The sequence below is a fragment of the Sulfitobacter sp. AS59 genome (assembly GCF_038899995.1).
In the GTDB taxonomy this organism is placed as follows: domain Bacteria; phylum Pseudomonadota; class Alphaproteobacteria; order Rhodobacterales; family Rhodobacteraceae; genus Sulfitobacter.
Window position 1 is genome coordinate 429,007 of record NZ_JBBMQK010000001.1, and the last position, 16,126, is coordinate 445,132.

General features: G+C 58.6%; 15 protein-coding genes. 8 read left to right on the top strand and 7 right to left on the bottom strand.

Annotated features, from left to right (window positions below; translation table 11 throughout):
• Nucleotides 1-27 precede the first annotated feature (27 nt).
• The 3 genes from WNY39_RS02130 (at nt 28) to WNY39_RS02140 (ending at nt 2,328) form a co-directional block, all read left to right on the top strand.
• Nucleotides 28-1,356, top strand: a complete 1,329-nt coding sequence (locus WNY39_RS02130) for a M23 family metallopeptidase (RefSeq protein WP_341234600.1) — start codon at nt 28-30, stop codon at nt 1,354-1,356.
• Nucleotides 1,346-1,855 (top strand): polymer-forming cytoskeletal protein, encoded by a 510-nt coding sequence (locus WNY39_RS02135; protein ID WP_341234601.1) that lies wholly within the window; start codon nt 1,346-1,348, stop codon nt 1,853-1,855. The genes WNY39_RS02130 and WNY39_RS02135 overlap by 11 nt, the downstream gene beginning before the upstream one ends.
• 122 nt (nt 1,856-1,977) lie before the next feature.
• A complete protein-coding gene (locus WNY39_RS02140; RefSeq protein WP_341234602.1) occupies nt 1,978-2,328 on the top strand; it encodes a DUF6614 family protein in 351 nt (116 codons plus the stop codon).
• Nucleotides 2,329-2,386: 58 nt separating this feature from the next.
• Here the strand turns inward: WNY39_RS02140 and WNY39_RS02145 are convergent, their stop codons facing one another.
• Together WNY39_RS02145 and WNY39_RS02150 are read right to left on the bottom strand one after the other, a co-directional pair.
• Nucleotides 2,387-2,941 (bottom strand): peptidylprolyl isomerase, encoded by a 555-nt coding sequence (locus tag WNY39_RS02145; protein WP_342843662.1) that lies wholly within the window; start codon nt 2,939-2,941, stop codon nt 2,387-2,389.
• Nucleotides 2,934-3,440 (bottom strand): peptidylprolyl isomerase, encoded by a 507-nt coding sequence (locus WNY39_RS02150; RefSeq protein WP_341234604.1) that lies wholly within the window; start codon nt 3,438-3,440, stop codon nt 2,934-2,936. The genes WNY39_RS02145 and WNY39_RS02150 overlap by 8 nt, the downstream gene beginning before the upstream one ends.
• A 133-nt stretch (nt 3,441-3,573) precedes the next feature.
• On the opposite strand from WNY39_RS02150, the gene WNY39_RS02155 reads away from it, so the two are divergent.
• The 5 genes from WNY39_RS02155 (at nt 3,574) to WNY39_RS02175 (ending at nt 9,116) form a co-directional block, all read left to right on the top strand.
• The gene (locus WNY39_RS02155; protein WP_342843664.1) at nt 3,574-4,767 is read left to right on the top strand and encodes a phosphoglycerate kinase; all 1,194 of its coding nucleotides are present in this window, start codon (nt 3,574-3,576) and stop codon (nt 4,765-4,767) included.
• Nucleotides 4,768-4,930: 163 nt separating this feature from the next.
• Complete coding sequence (locus tag WNY39_RS02160; RefSeq protein WP_341234606.1) at nt 4,931-5,230, top strand: septum formation initiator family protein; 300 nt, start codon at nt 4,931-4,933, stop codon at nt 5,228-5,230.
• Nucleotides 5,231-5,399: 169 nt separating this feature from the next.
• Nucleotides 5,400-6,410 (top strand): pyruvate dehydrogenase (acetyl-transferring) E1 component subunit alpha, encoded by a 1,011-nt coding sequence (pdhA, locus tag WNY39_RS02165; RefSeq protein ID WP_342843667.1) that lies wholly within the window; start codon nt 5,400-5,402, stop codon nt 6,408-6,410.
• A 3-nt stretch (nt 6,411-6,413) separates the two neighbouring features.
• The gene (locus WNY39_RS02170; RefSeq protein WP_342843669.1) at nt 6,414-7,781 is read left to right on the top strand and encodes a pyruvate dehydrogenase complex E1 component subunit beta; all 1,368 of its coding nucleotides are present in this window, start codon (nt 6,414-6,416) and stop codon (nt 7,779-7,781) included.
• A gap of 12 nt (nt 7,782-7,793) precedes the next feature.
• Nucleotides 7,794-9,116, top strand: coding sequence for a pyruvate dehydrogenase complex dihydrolipoamide acetyltransferase (locus WNY39_RS02175; protein ID WP_342843671.1), 1,323 nt, complete (start codon nt 7,794-7,796; stop codon nt 9,114-9,116).
• A 191-nt stretch (nt 9,117-9,307) separates the two neighbouring features.
• On the opposite strand, the gene cysE is transcribed toward WNY39_RS02175, so the two are convergent.
• From cysE to WNY39_RS02200, 5 genes are all read right to left on the bottom strand, one after another.
• Nucleotides 9,308-10,120, bottom strand: coding sequence for a serine O-acetyltransferase (cysE, locus tag WNY39_RS02180; RefSeq protein ID WP_219580669.1), 813 nt, complete (start codon nt 10,118-10,120; stop codon nt 9,308-9,310).
• Nucleotides 10,121-10,239: 119 nt separating this feature from the next.
• Complete coding sequence (locus tag WNY39_RS02185) at nt 10,240-14,160, bottom strand: glycoside hydrolase/phage tail family protein (protein ID WP_342843675.1); 3,921 nt, start codon at nt 14,158-14,160, stop codon at nt 10,240-10,242.
• Nucleotides 14,160-14,606: an NlpC/P60 family protein gene (locus WNY39_RS02190; RefSeq protein WP_342843677.1), complete on the bottom strand. Its 447-nt coding sequence runs from the start codon at nt 14,604-14,606 to the stop codon at nt 14,160-14,162. Before WNY39_RS02190 ends, WNY39_RS02185 begins: the two co-directional genes overlap by 1 nt.
• Nucleotides 14,603-15,490, bottom strand: coding sequence for a DUF2163 domain-containing protein (locus tag WNY39_RS02195; RefSeq protein WP_342843679.1), 888 nt, complete (start codon nt 15,488-15,490; stop codon nt 14,603-14,605). Before WNY39_RS02195 ends, WNY39_RS02190 begins: the two co-directional genes overlap by 4 nt.
• Nucleotides 15,490-16,122 carry a DUF2460 domain-containing protein gene (locus WNY39_RS02200; RefSeq protein WP_342843681.1) on the bottom strand — a complete coding sequence of 211 codons (633 nt, stop codon included), beginning with the start codon at nt 16,120-16,122 and terminating at the stop codon, nt 15,490-15,492. The genes WNY39_RS02195 and WNY39_RS02200 overlap by 1 nt, the downstream gene beginning before the upstream one ends.
• Nucleotides 16,123-16,126 lie beyond the last annotated feature (4 nt).

Below are 16,126 nucleotides of genomic sequence, written 5' to 3' on the forward strand. Positions count from 1 at the left end.
ATGGAGACGATCAAGGGATAGCGGAACGTGCGTACGAGGTTGGCGATTAAGGTCCATTCGGTGTTGGAACGGTATTTTCCGGAACGCCGCGTCTTTTTGAAATCTGATTCCGACACGCGTTTTATCCGACTTAGACCCGCCACCCAACTCTTTGCTTTTGCGGGCTGTTCCGCCCTTGTCGCCTGGGCCATTATCGCGACTGCGATCTTGCTGATGGACAGCATCGGGTCGGGCAATTTCCGCGAACAGGCCAAACGCGATCAAAGTACATACCAAGCCCGCCTTTCCGATCTGTCCGCGCAGCGCAATGGCCGCGCAGAAGAGGCCGCCGCCGCGCAAGAACGCTTTAACGCGGCGCTGAAACAAATCTCGGTCATGCAATCTGAATTGCTGGCCTCTGAGACCCACCGCCGCGAGCTGGAAACCGGGATCGAAGTGATCCAATCCACCTTGCGCGACACCATGAAAGAACGTGAAGAGGCCCGCCTTAAGCTGGCAGCCATCGAAGGCGACGCCGCCAAAAACGGCACGGCAACGGCGCAGGATGTGGAATCCTCGGCACCGATCAGCATTCTGGCGGATGCCCTTGCCCGCACGGCGCAGGAACGTGATCAGGTTGTGATTGACGCCCAAGATGCCCTGCTTGAGGCCGAAGAGCTGTCGCAGGAACTGGCGCTGATGCGCGATCAGAACGATGCCATTTTCCGCCAACTAGAAGAAGCCATGACCGTTTCCGTAGCCCCGCTCGACAAGATGTTCCGCAGTGCAGGCCTGCCCACAGACCGGATGCTGGAAACCGTGCGGCGCGGATATTCCGGTCAAGGCGGCCCGCTGATGCCGCTTAGTTTCTCCACCCGTGGCGAAGAACAATCCCCAGACACATTGCGCGCCAACCGTCTGTTGAACCAGATGGATCGGTTGAACATGTACCGCATCGCCGCGCAAAAAGCGCCCTTTGCCAACCCCGTGAAAAACGCCTTTCGCTTTACCAGCCAGTTCGGTTTTCGCCGCGATCCAAAAACCGGCGGGCGGCGTATGCATAACGGTGTCGACTTTGCCTCCGGCAATGGCACACCGCTTTATGCAACGGCTGACGGTGTTGTAGTCCACGCGGGTTGGAGCTCAGGATATGGGCGACTCGTCAAGATACAGCATGAGTTCGGCATCGAGACACGATATGCGCATATGTCAAAAATGCGCGTGAAAACTGGCCAAAGGGTATCGCGCGGACAGCGTATTGGTGATATGGGAGCCTCAGGACGGGTAACCGGTGTTCACCTTCACTACGAAGTTCGTATTGGTGGCAAGGCTGTAAATCCCATGATCTTTATTAAGGCTGCAAACGATGTTTTCTAAAAGCAAAATCAACGATCCCGCCCCAAAGTCCGACGCGCCAGCGTCCAACCCAACGGCACCTTCCTCTTCTTCGGCGTCGGCACCTGCCGCGACAAGCCCGAATGAATTCAAGGCAAGCACCCCAAAGGCCAAGCCGCCTGCGTCGGTCCTGTCGTCTGATTTGCACGTCACAGGCAACATGAAAACAACCGGCGACATTCAGGTCGAAGGCACGGTTGAAGGCGACATTCGCGCGCATCTGCTGACCATCGGTGAAACCGCCACAATCAAAGGCGAAGTGATCGCTGATGATGTGGTAATCAACGGCCGCATCGTGGGCCGTGTGCGCGGCCTGAAGGTCCGCCTGACATCGACCGCGCGGGTCGAGGGCGACATCATCCACAAAACAATCGCAATCGAAAGCGGTGCGCATTTCGAAGGCTCCGTTCAGCGTCAAGACGATCCGCTGAACCCGGGTTCAAAATCCGCACCAGTGCAAAAGCCGAACCCGGCTTCCTGATTTAAATCTCGTTTAGAGTATCGACAGGCATCGCAATGGGCGGTGCCTGTTTTGTTTTCAGCTTAGGTGTTTCTTAGGGTTCTGGTGCCACGGTCGGTCCCAAGCCATTACGGAACCGACCTATGAACCTTTACCATTGCTCAATTGATCTGCGCGACACGGCCAAAGCGGTGGGGTTTGCCGTCGCGGTCGAGGCCTGGATGACCTTGCTGCAAGATCGCGGCGTGATCCAGTCATGGCGGCTGTGTCGTCGTAAATTGGGCTTTGGAGCACCAAGGGCACGGGATTTCCTGCTTGAGATCGACGTGCGGGATCTTGCGCAACTGGATGAAGCCTTTCGTTTGACCGGCACGCAAGATGCGCAGGTCGAACGGCTTTATACCACGGTGCATCAGATGGTCGGGGAATTTGATATCGCGCTTTACCGCCCCTTCCCTGACCCCGAACGCGCAGAGCGGATGGCGTTTATCTAAAAATGCAAAAAGGGGCGTCGATACCCACGCCCCTTTCCAATTCTCTTTGGCAACGCTCTTATTCGGTGACAGTGACCGTTTTCATCATGTCAGGCGTGCCAACAACAGCGCCGTTGCCGCCAGTGCCACGCTTGATCGCGTCGAGCACGTCCAGCCCTTCGGTGACTTTGCCCACAACCGTATATTGCCCGTTCAGGAAATACCCCTGATCGAACATGATAAAGAATTGCGAGTTCGCTGAATCGGGGCTTTGGCTGCGCGCCATGCCCACAACACCGCGATCGAACGGCAGGTCCGAAAACTCGGCCGGCAGATCGGGCATATTCGACCCGCCCATGCCCGCGCGGCTGGTGCTGCCACCGGCCTTGCCGAATTGAACATCGCCGGTTTGCGCCATAAAGCCGTCGATCACGCGGTGGAACACCACGCCATCATAGGCCCCTGCCGCGGCCAGCGCCGCCAGGCGTTCAGCATGCTGGGGGGCCACGTCTTCGAGCAGGTCAATCTTGATCACGCCTTGGGCTTCGCCATCGACTGTGATCTCAAGACCGCTGGCAAACGCCGCGCTGCCCATCAAGGCCGTCGCAAGAGTAGCTGCGAAAAGCTTACGCATCTGCGGCGACTTTCATGCTGATCATGCGGTCTGGGGTCGCTGGTGGCTCGCCCCGTGTGATCGCATCAACATGTTCCATGCCGGAAATGACCTGACCGTAAACGGTGTATTGACCGTTCAGGAAATCATTGTCTTTGAAGTTGATAAAGAACTGGCTGTTGGCGCTGTCCGGGTTGGCGGAACGTGCGGCACCGATGCTGCCGCGTGCATGTGGCACCTTGGAGAATTCAGCCGGTACGTTGGGCAGGTCCGACCCGCCTGTGCCTGCTGCGCGCAGGTTAAAGTTATCTTCCATGTTGCCGTTGGCCACGTCGCCGGTTTGCGCCATGAAACCTTCGATGACGCGGTGGAAGGCCACGTTGTCATACTTGCCCGCGCGGGCCAGCTCTTTCATGCGTTCAACATGCTTGGGGGCCACGTCTGGCAACAGTTGGATGGTGACAGTACCGCCTGTAAGCTCCATCAGGATCGTGTTTTCTGGGTCTTTGATCTCGGCCATGCCGCTCTCCTATTCATAAATCATTGCAAGTTACCTAAGACGACTCGCAGCAATTGCCAAGCAGGTGCATTGACCCCGCGCGCGATAACGGCAAAACACGATACCAACTGCGGATTGGATCGGGGGAAATACGATGGGCTGGAAAACACTGGATGACATGGACCTGCGCGGCAAGCGGGTGCTGGTACGGGTCGATATCAATGTGCCTGTCGAAAACGGGCGGGTCACCGATGACACGCGCATCCAGCGCATCGTGCCAACCGTGCATGACATTCTGGACAAAGGCGGCAAACCGATCCTGCTGGCGCATTTTGGCCGCCCCCAGGGCAAACGCGTGCAAGACCTGAGCCTGTTGGTGGTCAAACCCGCGCTTGAGGCCGCCCTCTCCCGCAAGGTCGTGCTGGCCGAAACGCTGGAAGCCGCCGAAAACGGCACAGACGAGATTAACGCCGCTGATGTGGTTCTGCTGGAAAACATCCGCTTTTACCCCGGCGAAACGGACAATGACCCCGCATTCGCGCAACGCTTGGCCGGTTTGGGTGACGTCTATTGCAACGACGCCTTTTCTGCCGCACACCGTGCGCATGCCTCGACCGAAGCCTTGGCGCGGCTGCTGCCCGCCTGCGCGGGCCGTTTGATGCAGGCAGAGCTGTCCGCGCTTGAGGCCGCATTGGCCAAGCCCGAACGCCCTGTTGGCGCGGTTGTGGGCGGCGCAAAGGTATCGACCAAGATCGAATTGTTGGAAAACCTTGTGAACCGGCTGGATCTGCTGGTGATCGGGGGCGGCATGGCGAATACGTTTCTAGCTGCCATGGGCGCAAAGCTGGGCAAGTCCCTGTCGGAGCCTGATTTTTTCGAAACCGCAAAAGATATCATGACGCAGGCCGACAAAGCGGGCTGCCGTGTTTTGCTGCCTGTCGATGGCTTGGTGGCGCGCGAATTTGCCGCCGGTGCCGATCACGAGGTGATCCAGTTGGGTCCTGATACGGTGCTGGCAGACGATCAAATGGTACTGGATGCTGGCCCCAATACCGTTGAGCTGGTCAAAGACGCCTTTGCCGGGTTGAAAACACTGATTTGGAACGGCCCCATGGGCGCGTTCGAGATTGCCCCCTTTGACACCGGCACTGTCGCCGCAGCACGGGCAGCAGCACAGCTAACCCGCGACGGCGCGTTGAGTTCGGTTGCAGGCGGTGGTGATACCGTGGCGGCGCTGAACCAAGCCGGTGCCGCGGATGATTTCACCTATATCTCGACCGCAGGCGGTGCGTTTTTGGAATGGATGGAAGGCAAAACATTGCCGGGTGTGGCAGCTTTGGGCGGCTAGACGTTTTCTTTGAAAGAAAACGGCCCGGAATTTTTCAAAAATTCCGCCTGCGCATTTTGTGATCAGATTTTTGCCAAAAACGAATCACGGGGGATTCCCTTTGCGAATCACCTGTGTCATACAGGTGTTACGTCCACCAAGAGACGGCTTGAGGCAGACCCAAATGAACCGCAGCACCCGCCCCGCATTCGGCACCGTATTGTTTTTCACGATCGCATTCGGGCTGGCGATGTATTTCGCATTCGCTGCCGTGCAGGGTAATTTCGGCCTGTTCCGCCGCGCCGAGATTTTGGCCGAGGCGCAAGACCTCAAGCTGCAACTGGATCAGGTTCAAATCGATGTGGCGCGGATGGAAAATCTGACCGCGCGCCTGTCCGACGACTATCTTGATCTTGACCTGCTGGACGAACAAACTCGCAAGGTGCTGGGCATGATCCGCGCCGACGAGATCGTCATACGCTAACTTTTTGTTTAATTCTTTGACAGTAACTGCCTGTTCAACGCGCGCTTTCGCGTAAGACGGCAGTTCGCGGCAAAAGCCTCTCGCCATCATTGGTCGAATCCGGTAATAGATAGTTTAACGCTAAACTATATTGCGCGTGCGCGGGACAACTGTACGGAGGATTTGCCCCATGGCAGCCAAGAAACCGACCAAGAAAACCAATGCCAGTGCTGATGAGCTTAAGGCTTATTACAAGGACATGCTGCTGATCCGGCGGTTCGAAGAGAAAGCCGGCCAACTGTATGGCATGGGTCTGATCGGCGGCTTTTGCCATCTGTATATCGGTCAAGAAGCCGTTGTTGTCGGCCTTGAGGCAACCGCCAAAGAAGGCGACAGCCGCATTACAACTTACCGCGACCACGGCCATATGTTGGCCTGCGGCATGAACCCTGACGGGGTGATGGCCGAATTGACCGGCCGCGAAGGCGGGTATTCGCGCGGCAAGGGTGGTTCCATGCACATGTTCTCTAAGGAGAAGAAGTTTTACGGCGGCCACGGCATTGTGGGCGCGAACGTGCCGTTAGGTGCGGGCGTCGCCTTTGCTGACAAGTACAAAGGCAATGACAACGTCACCTTTACCTATTTCGGCGACGGCGCTGCGAACCAAGGCCAAGTATACGAGACATTCAACATGGCCGCCCTATGGAAGCTGCCGGTGATTTTCGTGATCGAGAACAACCAATACGCCATGGGTACCTCGCAGCAACGCTCGACCTCGAGCGCCGAGATCTGGGAACGTGGCAAGGCGTTCGGCATCCCCGGCGAAGCGGTCGATGGCATGGATGTGCTGGCGGTCAAAGACGCGGGCGAACGCGCTGTGAAGCACGCGCGCAGCGGTGACGGCCCTTATATTCTTGAGATCAAAACCTATCGCTATCGCGGCCATTCCATGTCGGACCCTGCGAAATACCGCACTCGTGAAGAAGTACAGAAAATGCGCGACGAGCGTGACCCGATCGAACAGGTCCGCAACATCCTGCTGGATCAGAAATACGCCACCGAAGACGATCTGAAGGCGATCGACAAAGACATCAAGAAAATCGTCAACGACAGCGCCGAATTCGCCAAGAAAAGCCCGGAGCCCGCCCCGGAGGAGCTTTGGACCGATATTTACGCAACCGAAGTTCCACAGGAGGCTTGAACCATGGCAACTGAAATTCTTATGCCCGCCCTAAGCCCCACCATGGAAGAAGGCACATTGGCCAAATGGCTGGTGAAGGAGGGCGATACCGTGTCCTCCGGCGACATCATGTGCGAGATCGAGACCGACAAAGCCACGATGGAATTCGAAGCCGTCGATGAAGGCGTGATGGGCAAAATCCTGATCGCCGAAGGCACCGAAGGCGTTAAGGTCAACACCGCAATCGCCGTGCTGCTGGAAGAAGGCGAAGATGCCACTGCCGCCGACAATGTATCATCTGATGCCCCAGCGGCGGCCCCTGCCCCCGCAGCAGAGAGCAAACCGGCCGAGGTTAAAGCACCCGCCGCCCCGGAAACCGACACAACACCTGATTGGCCCGAAGGCACCAAGCTGAAAAAGCAAACCGTGCGCGAAGCGTTGCGCGACGGCATGGCCGAGGAAATGCGCCGCGACGAAAACGTGTTCCTGATGGGCGAGGAAGTGGCCGAATACCAAGGCGCTTACAAAATTTCCCAAGGGTTGCTGGACGAATTCGGTGCCAAGCGGGTGATCGATACACCCATCACCGAACATGGCTTTGCCGGGATCGGCGTCGGCGCCGCATTCGGCGGTCTGCGCCCGATCGTGGAATTCATGACGTGGAACTTTGCCATGCAGGCGATTGACCACATCCTGAACTCGGCTGCCAAGACGCTCTATATGTCCGGCGGCCAGATGGGCGCACCCATGGTGTTCCGCGGCCCCAACGGTGCCGCCGCCCGCGTTGGCGCGCAGCACAGCCAGGATTACGCCGCTTGGTATATGCAGGTCCCCGGCCTCAAGGTTGCGATGCCTTATTCCGCCTCTGACGCCAAGGGTCTGATGAAATCGGCGATCCGCGATCCGAACCCGGTCGTCTTCCTTGAAAACGAGATCATGTATGGCAAGTCCTTTGATGTACCTGACGTTGAGGATTACACCGTGCCGTTTGGCAAGGCCCGCATCTGGCGCGAAGGCAGCGATGTGACCATCGTCAGCTTTGGCATCGGCATGACCTATGCCCTTGAAGCTGCTGAGAAACTGGCCGAGGATGGCATCGACGCCGAAGTGCTTGACCTGCGCACCCTGCGCCCGATGGACACGGCCAGCATCATCAAATCGGTGATGAAAACCAACCGCTGTGTCACGGTCGAAGAAGGCTGGCCGCAAGGGTCCGTTGGCAACTATATCACCAGCGTCATCATGCAAGAAGCGTTCGATTATCTGGATGCCCCAGTGATCAACTGCACCGGCAAGGATGTGCCAATGCCCTACGCGGCAAACCTTGAGAAACTGGCCCTGCTGACCACCGATGACGTGATCGCAGCGGTAAAAAAAGTCACCTATAAATAAGGAGCGGACCACATGCCCATAGAAATCCTCATGCCCGCCCTCAGCCCCACCATGGAAGAGGGCACATTGGCCAAATGGCTGGTCAAAGAGGGCGACACCGTGTCCTCTGGCGATGTGATGTGCGAGATCGAAACCGACAAGGCGACGATGGAATTCGAAGCGGTCGACGAAGGTGTCATTGGCAAGATCATGATCGCGGATGGCACCGAAGGCGTCAAAGTGAACACGCCGATTGCCGTGCTGCTGGAAGACGGCGAAAGCGCGGATGACATCGGCGCAACCCCAGCCGCTGCACCTGCTGCCGCGGTCGCAGATACCGCCCGCGCACCAGGCCCGAACACTGATGGCCCGTCCACGCCGCCAAAACCTGAACCGACCCCCACCCCCAAGCCGGACACAACGCGGGTTTTCGCGTCACCGCTGGCACGCCGTATGGCTGGGATCGAAGGGATTGATCTGTCCGCTGTGTCCGGTTCCGGCCCCCATGGCCGCATCGTCAAGGCCGATATCGCTGCCGCATTGGCCGGGGGCACCGCAAAAGCCGCGCCAAGTGCCGCCGCCGCAGCCCCGTCAACTGACGCGCCCAAAGCAGCACTAGCTGCTGGCCCGTCCGCTGAAGCCGTGATGAAAATGTACGAAGGTCGCGCGTTCGAGGAAGTCACCCTCAACGGCATGCGCAAAACCATCGCGTCGCGCCTGACCGAGGCCAAACAATCCATCCCGCATTTCTATCTGCGCCGCGATATTCAGCTGGATGCATTGATGGCGTTCCGGGCTGACCTGAACAAACAGCTTGAATCCCGTGGTGTGAAACTCTCGGTCAATGACTTCATCATCAAAGCCTGCGCTTTGGCCCTGCAAGCGGTGCCAGATGCCAATGCCGTTTGGGCCGGGGATCGCATCCTCAAGCTCAAGCCCTCCGATGTTGCCGTGGCCGTTGCTATTGATGGCGGGCTCTTCACTCCGGTGCTTCAAGACTCCGAGACGAAATCACTCTCGACCCTCTCGGCCGAGATGAAAGACCTCGCCACCCGCGCCCGCGACCGCAAACTTGCGCCGCATGAATATCAGGGCGGCAGCTTTGCGATCTCTAACCTTGGGATGTTCGGTATCGACAATTTCGACGCGGTCATCAACCCGCCCCATGGCGCGATCTTGGCTGTTGGTGCTGGCGTGAAAAAACCGGTCGTCGGCAAAGACGGTGAACTGGCAGTGGCCACCGTGATGTCGGTCACCCTCTCCGTCGATCACCGCGTCATCGACGGTGCCTTGGGTGCACAGCTATTGGCGGCCATCAAAGACAACCTGGAAAACCCCATGGCCATGCTCGCCTGACCCCCTTCCAAATGGATTAAAATCCTCGGGGGGTTTGGGGGGCAGAAAGCCCCCCATCCTAAGCATGAAATGGGGCGGAAAGCCCCCCATCCTAAGCATGAAATGGGGCGGAAAGCCCCCCATCCTAAAACGAACAAAGCCGGGATCGTCTGATCCCGGCTTTTCCATTTTCTCAGATCTATCTTGAAAACTTACTCGCCTTGCGGCCCCAGCATGTGATCCATCAAGACCGACGGCTGCTCGCAGCCCGCCTCGCCCACGACGCGGGCTGGAATGCCGGCAACTGTCTTGCAGGGCGGTACGGCCTCCAGCACGACGGAACCCGCAGCAATCCGGCTGCAATGCCCGACTGTGATATTGCCCAACACCTTGGCCCCGGCCCCGATCAACACGCCATCACCGATCTTGGGATGCCGGTCCTGCTCCTCCTTACCGGTCCCGCCAAGGGTAACGGAATGCAGCATCGACACGTTATCCCCAACCACGGCGGTTTCGCCAATCACCACCGAATGCGCGTGGTCAATCATGATCCCTTTGCCAATCTTGGCCGCAGGGTGAATGTCGACGCCGAAAATTTCGCTGACCCGCATCTGAACGAAATAGGCCAGATCATATTGCCCTTTCGTCCACAAATAATGCCCCACGCGGTACGCTTGTACCGCTTGATAGCCCTTGAAGTACAAAATCGGCTGCAACAACCGATGGCAGGCCGGGTCGCGTTCGTAAATCGCCACCAGATCAGCGCGCGCCGCTTTGATCAAAGACGCATCGTTATTATACGCCTCTTCCACCATTTCACGCACGACCATCATCGACATTTCATTCGACGCCAGTTTCGCCGCGATCCTGTAGGACAGCGCTTTTTCGATGGATTTATGGTGCAAGATACAGGCATGGACAAAGCCGCCAATCAGCGGCTCATCCAAAACAGCTTGCTGCGCTTCGGTCAGGATTTGATCCCAAACCGGGTCAACTGATGCAATATTTCTGCGGGGCTCTGCCATGACGATATCCTTCTTTGCCCCCTCAATATATCACATTGGGACAAAGTGCCAAACGCAAAGCCTTGATCCCCCGCATCAATATCCTTGATGTGGGGGATCCCATCCAACCGGTGCGCAGGTCACACCACCAAATGAGCCGCGGGCCCGACCCCGTAACTGGCCGAGGTTTGAGCGACAGACAGCAGCACCGGCCCTGTCACACCATCCGCCGCACGTGTCGCATCCGCATAGTGCCAGCTTGGAACAGTCGTCCTCATTTCGCGTAATATCTCCCCATTCCGCGACACCCGCACGAGGTACTGCTCGGCCTCTTCACCCAGCGGAACCTCCATGCCTTCCCACCCGTCCCCGTCAATTCTGGTGCGCCGGGTCCAGGTAAAGGTCGTCCCGCCCGGTGACACCGCACTACGCAGATGGCAGGGGCTCAGCGGGCGCAACCCGTTGCCGTTAAACGCCTGTTCACGGTGCACATATGACGGATCATCATAGCCGCGTTGCGCTGGTCCGATCCGGTAGTGCTGGGCAATCCGTCGCAAATTGGGGCTTAGCGCCAGTTGCGACGGCACACCGTTCAGTAAAACAAACTTTGATCCGACGGGCCATACGGGCGGCATCAAGGCATCCGTGCCCGCCTGCCCGCGCAGCCGGTTCGTCAGCCAATAGGTGTTTGGGGCCACCAACTCTGCCCCGCTGAACTGAAACACCTCCCAATTATCTGCCGTGCCGTCGCCAATCGCCGCCAGATTAGCACCGCCAAGCAAGGCCGCCTCCTCAACGCTTTCAAGCATGCCGCTGGTCAAGCGCACCTGCAAAACCCCGCCGCGATCAAACAGCCCTGGCCTTGCAGCGGCCAAATCCGTTTCGGTCACGCCCATGGTTGCACGTATTGGCAGCACTTTATTCAACAGGTAATTCTCGTCCGTGGCAGCACTGTAAACAGCCACGCTGCCCGGCCAGGGTTGTGCTGTTGTCGCAATATAGGGGGCGTGCGGTACCTCGTCCCCGCGCAACAACGGCAAGTCCATGAACACGGCAGAAACTGGCACAGGTGCCGCGAACGGTTTGAGCGTGGCCAGTTCATCATCAAAAGGCGCAGGAGCATAGACGCCGGGTTCAATCCGCACCGCATCCACCACTTGCAAATCGCCCTGCTCAACCCGATCAATCCGGTAAAGCGCGTTGCTTTCCTCCCCCTCAGCGGGCAGCTCTATCACGTCACCCGCACCGACAGACAACATCGAGGGTGGCAATGCCAGCCGCACCGTCTCGCGTGAGACGCGTGCCTCGGTCAGCCAACGTTCGATTGCTTGGCGGCCTTCGGCGCGGGTTAGGGCCATGTTGAATTCAGAGGCGGCAACAGCATGGGGGGCGTCTTGGGCCAGTACCACTTCTTCGGCGATGGTATCGAAATTCCCATCGGCTTGCACAAACCGCAGCCGCACACGGCCCGCGATTTCGGCCTGCGCTTCGCGGGTTTGCTCGATCCCTCCCCTCACGTCGCTGCTGTCCACCAGTTTTGTGGTGTCCACGAGGACAGGGTTCAGACCGTCACGCATCACAAATTGCAACACGCCGCCCCGTTCCACCGCATCAAACCCATAGCGCAACATCAACGGTTGCAAGCTGGCCCGCGCATCGCTGACCTGATCCACGGCATAGCCGCGGACGACGCCATACAGCGCCGAGGTATCAAAAGCCGTCAGCCCGGCACGGCGACATACTTGCGCAACCAGCGCCGACAAGGGCTGCGATGACGTGCGCCCGTTCAACCAGTGCCCCCGCGCATAGTTCTGGCCGTCGCTCCATAGCCCGCGATTGTTGGGGAAAAACGGATAGGGCCGCGTGTCCCACGCCCAGACGAACGCGCGCGACATATCGATCATCGGCCCCGCATACTCGGCCGAGATCGGATTATGCGCAGGGTCCGACCAATGTTCGGTAAAGGCACGCAAATACTGCATTTGAATCAGTTCGTCCCGCGCGCCCGTTGAATGGTGCGGCAAACGGCTTTCCGAGCTTTTTAGGTCCAGGAATTTGTTCGGCTGGTTGGTCGCGCGATCAATTGCGGCGCACCCATATTCTGTAAACCAAATCGGTTTTGAGGCAGGCACCCACGCGGTTGGGTTCGGCGCACGTGTACCGCCAATGCGTTCGTGATGGGGGTTAGACCACCAATTCCGAATGTCCTTATAGCGGTAGATCCACGGTTCATTTTCCTGTCCGTCCGTGATCGGCGTGCGTATCTGCGCGGCGCGGGCCTCGTCCGAGTGATAATACCATTCAAACCCCTCGCCCCCTTCGACATTGGATTTGAGGTAATCGAGATTATAGATCGCATCCCACTGTTGCCCGTCCAGATGATCTTGACCTTCACGCCAATCCGACAACGGCATGTAGTTGTCGATACCGATAAAATCGATGTTCGGATCAGCCCAGAGCGGATCAAGGTGAAAGTACCGATCACCGCTGCCATCTTGTGGTTGATACCCAAAATATTCAGACCAATCAGCGGCATAGCTGATTTTGGTGCTTGGCCCCAGCAGGGCACGTGCCTCGGCAGCAAGGTCGCGGAAACGTTCAACGGCGGTGAACGCGCCCCCAGCCCCTCTGATCTGGGTCAGCCCGCGCATCTCGGTCCCGATGCAGAACCCTTCAACGCCACCAGCCGCCGCGCAAAGGGCTGCATAATGCAGGATGAAACGCGAAAGCGACCATTCGTCCGGCCCAGAATAGATTACCTGCCCCTCGGACACCTGAAAATGCGCCGCAGTCACCGTGCCAAAGAACGCAGCAACCTGCGCATCTGCGGTTGAGGTGCCATCCGGGCTGCCGTCTTGACCCGGCGCTTTGGACAAGGTGATCCGGCCACGCCAAGGTAGAACAGGCTGGCTTTGCGCATCGCTATAGGGGTCCGGCAACGTATTTTCAGCCAGTTGATCCATCAAGATGAACGGATAAAACAACACCGCCTTGCCGGCCGCATTCATCGCCTGAATGGCCTCGATCACCGACAGATCAGAAGGCGTGCCACCATAGACCGGCCTGCCTTCTTCCTGCACGATAACCTGCGCCGCCGGCCGCGTCAGCGACGACACAGCCCAAGGCATATTCTCGCCCTCGATCATCGCGCTTTCCACCTTGGGCCGGACAGCGCATTCGCCGCACCGCAGATCGTCGCCAAACCACGAGACCACCAGCGAAGCGGCCTCAAGCTTGGGCAAATCGGTGTTCAAATTATCCAAGGACGTCAAAAAATCGGTCTTGCCTGACGGGGTCGAGACATTTGCGCTCCACCGCGCGCCGGAGCCGTCCGTGTAATGCACCGCTGTTGTCGCCAGCGCATATTCACCTGTACCCGAGATCAAGGCGACGCCACTCACATTATGTGTGACGCTTTGCGCCCCTTCGGGTGATCCGGATTCTTCGGGGCGTGTGACCTCAAAGGAAAACTGCGGCACGCGATTGCCAAACTGACCCAGCGGCAGATTTTCCAGCACCACATAGGCCGTGCCACGATAGGCGGGAACGCGGTCAGCCCCCTCAACGGCAGCGATCGTCGGGTCGGGCAATTGATCAGACGTACCGCGATAAATACTGATGTTCAAATCGCTTGGCGAAACTTCCTCCCCGTCCGCCCAGATACGGTGGATTCCGGTAATCTCTCCTTCGCACAGGGCCACGGCAAGGCTCACCGTATAGCTGTAGTCGGTCGTTTTCGGTGTCGAAGGTGCGCCTTTGCCCCCGCCACTGACCATGGTGGTTTCAGCGAAATCCGACGCCCAGATGATCTGCCCGCCGATCCGCATGCGGCCGTACAGCTCGGTGACGGCGGCCCCCTCTCCGGCGCGGGTTAAACGAAACCGATCAACCTTGCCCGTCTCGACCGCTTGCGCGCCCTCGCCCAGCAACCGCTGGTCAATAACGCGTCCCAAAGTCGCGCCAACAGCCCGGCCAACCGCGACCGAGGATAACCCCGCAAGGGTGCCCCCGACCGAGCCGCCAATCGCCGCACCTGCTGCAGAAAGTAATATCGTCGCCATCAGATCGCCTCCGTCGGAAATGCAAATCGTGCCACAATCCTGCGCTGCCACGGTGCGCTCAGCGAGCTTTCGGTCACGCCATGACCGCTATAGGCGTGAATAAACGAGGCATCCGGCCCCACCCGCGCAGCCAGCCCAAGATGCTTGGCAACCGCCCCGCTGCGCATCCGAAACAACAGTACGTCACCGGCCGCTTCGTCCCCCAGTTTTTTCGGCTCAAGATGCCGAAGCGCCGCCCGCCACAATCGTTCATCGCCCTGCGGTTCTGACCAGTCCATCGAGTAGGCAGGCACGGCTTCGGGTTCTGGCCCCAACACCTCGCGCCACACGCCACGCAACAAACCCAGGCAATCGCAGCCTGCGTTTTTGACTGCGCTTTGATGCACATACGGTGTTCCAATCCAGCCACGCGCGGCGGTCACGATCTGATCCTGAAACTCTGTCATCGCAAGGATCCACCCGTATTCGCACCCGAGGGCTTGGGCACAGCCATCACCCAATCCTCGTTCGGAATGTCTGGGAAACCTTGGAAATTGAGTAGGTTGTTGAACTTCAAACGGCATGTCTCCATCCGCTTGTCACAGCCAGCGATCAACCGCACCTGCGTGCCGCTGGCCATCTCACCACGGATAGGCTCCCACAGCTCAACTTCGCGGTGATCCGCCAGCTTGCGGTCGTGCTTGATCATCCCCCACAGACCGGCGGCAGGCCCGTCCAGAACCTCCAGCCGCCCCCGAGCGAACCAGCCATCATCATAACCGGGCAAGCTGTCCCAACGAAATATCCGGCCCTCTTCGCAAAATTCGACATCTGCTGACGCGGCGTATCCCGGCGCATTCAGATCAAACGCACAGTGCGCATCCCCCAAAACAGCGCTGCACGGCTTTTGGTAGATCCGGCCCAAGGGACGGTTCAATGCCTCGGTTAGTCCGCGCAACTCCGCTTGAAACGCGCCGCCGGCACGTTGCATTTCGCCGATGCTGCCACGAAACAATACGGTGCGCTGTGTGACATCGGCCCAGTTCACCCGCCAGCAGGTCACCTCGGCCCCGTCGTAACGGCCCTGCTCAATCTCGTCCTCGCGGATCGCCCAATGGCTCAGCGCGCCCATGGCCTCGGTGTTGTCGACGGATAGACCCGTGCTTTGCGACAATGCCCGCGCGGTTAGGCCACTGTCAGCGCTGAAAGTCGCTCCGTCAAAAGCCAGCGGCCGGTCGTGATCCGTAAAAGCCAGCACAACCCCATCAAGCCTCCGGATCACCCAAGCATGACATAGCGACGTCATGCCGGTTTTCAGATGTGCATCCAGCTCTTTGTTAAATTCAACCATTACACACGCACCTCGATCACGGGGACATTAGGCACTTGTCCAGCCTGAAAACTGGCCACGCTGACCAGAATGCGGTCGGTGTCAAAACGCACAGGCACGTCAAATTCAAAGCCAGCTGAGACGACCAAGTCGCTGTCCGGTGCGCTGGCGAAACGGATGATGCCGGTCGTGGTATCGATTTCGTAATCAACCCCCTCTTGCAGCTCGTCCTGCTCAATCCCCACACGCACCGTGCCCTGCACCGGCTTGGCGATGGGCCGCAGATAGCTGTGATCGCCCGATTTATAGACCTTAACCAGCTGGAAATCCTTACGAACCCCGTCGCCAAGCCCGAGAACCTGATCGTCAAACGCCACCCCAAGGGCCGACCGGCACGATCTGAAGTCCGACCAATCCTTCCAGCGAAAGCCGTACATCTGGCCAAAACGCGCCTCGAAAAACGCCGTGAGCGCCTGAACGTCGTCAAGCGACCGCATGCCTAGACCCGCATCATACACCCTGCGCGAATGTGCCCACGGCGTGTTGCGTTCCTCGAACCCGTTCGCCAGCGTGACAACATCCGTGCGCCGCTGCGGGCCACCAACGGACCCAAAGCTGAGCGATGGCGGAAATTGAACATCATGGAAATTCATATCG